A 2723-nucleotide genomic window follows, 5' to 3' on the forward strand; every position below is an offset into this window, starting at 1 on the left:
GGCCCGGTGCTGTGAAGCACCGGGCGCCCCCCTTTCGTACGTATTACGTACGCGAGGTCAGACCTTGACCGCCGGGCGGCGGCTCGCGATGACCTTCTTGGCGAGCGCCTTCGGGCTGGTCAGGAAGCCGTAGCCCCAGGACATGTGCATGGTGGCGAGCGCCACCGGGATCCGCAGACGGGCCTTGAGCGGCAGGCCCCTGCCTGCCGGGAGCGAGCCCGCGGCGATCGCGGCGAGATAGCCGGCCGGGATCACGAAGCCCACCGGGGTGAGCGCCGCGCCCACCACGACGCCCGCCGCGATCGCGCAGACGGCGGTCGGCGGGGCGAGGTAGCGCAGGTTGATGGAGCCCTCGTGGTAGCGGGCGACGACGTGGCGCCAGCGGCCGTAGTCCTTGTACTGCTTGGCCAGGGCGCGCACGCTCGGGCGCGGGCGGTACTGGACCCGCAGCTCGGGCGAGAACCAGATGAGGCCCCCGGCCTCGCGGATGCGGAAGTTCAGCTCCCAGTCCTGGGCGCGGATGAACTCCTCGTTGTAGCCGCCCTGTTGCTCCAGGGCCTCGCGCCGGAAGACGCCCAGGTACACCGTCTCGGCCGGACCCGCCGCGCCGCCGGTGTGGAAGGCCGCGTTGCCGACGCCTATCTTCGACGTCATGGCGGCCGCGACCGCGTCCTCCCAGGCGTTCTCGCCCTCGGCGTGCATGATGCCGCCGACGTTCTGCGCGCCGGTCTCCTCCAGGAGGCGGACGGCGGTGGCGATGTAGTTCGGGGAGAGCATGCCGTGGCCGTCGACCCGCACCACGATCGGGTGACGGGAGGCCTTGATGGCCGCGTTCAGGGCAGCGGGCGTACGCCCGGTGGGATTGGGGACGGTGTGGACCCTGGCTCGACCATCGGAAGCAGTCTCCCGTACGAGCTCGGCGGCGATCTCGTTCGTGCGGTCCGTGGACGGGCCGAGCGCGATCACCACCTCCATCTCGCCGTCGTACTCCTGTTCCAGGATGTGGCGGACCGAGTTGCGCAGATGCCGCTCCTCATTGAGGACCGGCATGATCACGGAAACAGCGGGGTGCGTGGCGTTCATCGTGGTTCACGTTACCGCGAACGGGGGACAGCGTTGCGCCCGGCCGGGGCGGCGCCGGTTGTCGCAGATCGTATGGGCCTACCGTGCTCACTATCCCCCTTTCGCCCGCGGAGGTCCCCGTGCCCACGCCGCCCCCCTCGCGCTCCCCCCGTTCCCCCCGCTCCCCGCGTTCCCCCCGTCCCCCGCGGACCGACCCGCCCCGCAGCAGACAGCAGGACGAGCGGCCCCGCTGGGGCATGCGGATGGTGACGACCCTCTCGGTCCTCGTGCTCGGCGCGGGCGGGGTCGGCCATGCCGTGGTGACCAGTCTGGACGGCGGGCTCGGGCGGGTGGACCCGTTCAGGGACATGAAGAACCGGCCGCAGGCGGGGCACGGCACCAACATCCTGCTCGTCGGCACGGACGGCCGGGACACGATCACGCCGGAGGAGAAGGAGAAGTACCGCCTGGGCGGGGCGCCCTGCCACTGCACCGACACGATGATGATCGTGCACGTGTCGGCGGACCGGAACCGGGCGAGCATGGTGAGCATCCCGCGCGACAGTTACGCGGAGATCCCCGAGCACACCGACCAGAACACCGGCGCGCACCACAACCAGCACCCCGTGAAGATCAACGCGGCGTACGCGGAGGGCGGGCCCGCGCTGACCGTGCGCACGGTGGAGCACATGACCGGCCTCAAGATGGACCACTATCTGGAGGTCGACTTCACCAGCTTCATGAAGACCGTGGACGTGCTCGGCGGGGTGCGGATCTGCACGGCCCGGCCGATGAAGGACTCGTACACCGGTCTCGACCTCGCGGCGGGCACGCACGAGCTCGACGGCGGGCAGGCACTCCAGTACGTACGCTCCCGGCACACCGACGGGTCGGCGGACCTCGGCCGGATGCAGCGCCAGCAGCGGTTCGTGGCGGCCCTGATCCACAAGGCGACGGGGTCGGGCGTGCTGATGAACCCGGTGCGCTTCCGCGAGGTCGCCTCGACGCTGCTCTCGTCGGTCCGCGCGGACCGGGGCTTGGACGCGGAGGAGATCCTCTCGCTGGGCCGGACGATGCGGGGCTTCTCCCCGGCGTCGTCGGAGTTCACGACCGTGCCGATCGGGCAGATGGCTTTCCCGGTGAAGGGGATCGGCTCGACGGTGAAGTGGGACCCGGAGAAGTCGGGGAAACTCTTCGCGGAGCTGCGCGAGGACCGGCCGCTGGCGCGGCGCGGGGCGCGCGCGCGGCAGGACGGCAAGGAGAAGCCGCCCGGGGCGGTGGTCGAGGTGGCGCCGGACCGGATCCGGGTCCAGGTCTACAACGGCACCCGCAAGGACGGTCTCGGCCGCCGCGTGGACGACGCCCTGCGCGCCACGGGCTTCCGCACCACGGGGAACCCGATGGCGGGCTCCACCGGGGACCTCCACCACACCCTCGTCGAGTACGACCCGCGCTGGGACCGCTCGGCGAAGTCCCTGGCGGCGGCCCTGCCCGGCGCCGAGCTCCGCCCGGTCAAGGGCCTGGGCCCCACTCTGAAGGTGACGGCGGGCACGGACTTCAAGGCGGTGACGCGGGTACGGGCGGAGGCGTCGGGGGCGGGCGAGTTCGAAACGGTGAGGGGGGACGAGGCGGTGTGCACGTAGGGCGCGGCACGTAGGGCG

At 71.8% G+C, this 2723-nt stretch carries 2 protein-coding genes; one reads left to right on the forward strand and one right to left on the reverse strand.

Features of this window, described 5'->3' with window-relative positions; genetic code table 11:
- Nucleotides 1-57: 57 nt before the first annotated feature.
- Nucleotides 58-1083, reverse strand: coding sequence for a glycosyltransferase family 2 protein (locus tag ACFWA7_RS37700; protein WP_385549040.1), 1026 nt, complete (start codon nt 1081-1083; stop codon nt 58-60).
- Nucleotides 1084-1319: 236 nt separating this feature from the next.
- Here ACFWA7_RS37700 and ACFWA7_RS37705 point away from each other — a divergent pair, with 236 nt between their 5' ends.
- Nucleotides 1320-2705, forward strand: coding sequence for an LCP family protein (locus ACFWA7_RS37705; protein ID WP_385827657.1), 1386 nt, complete (start codon nt 1320-1322; stop codon nt 2703-2705).
- The last annotated feature ends 18 nt before the right edge of the window (nt 2706-2723 follow it).

Source organism: Streptomyces sp. NPDC059994, assembly GCF_042737755.1.
GTDB lineage: Bacteria > Actinomycetota > Actinomycetes > Streptomycetales > Streptomycetaceae > Streptomyces.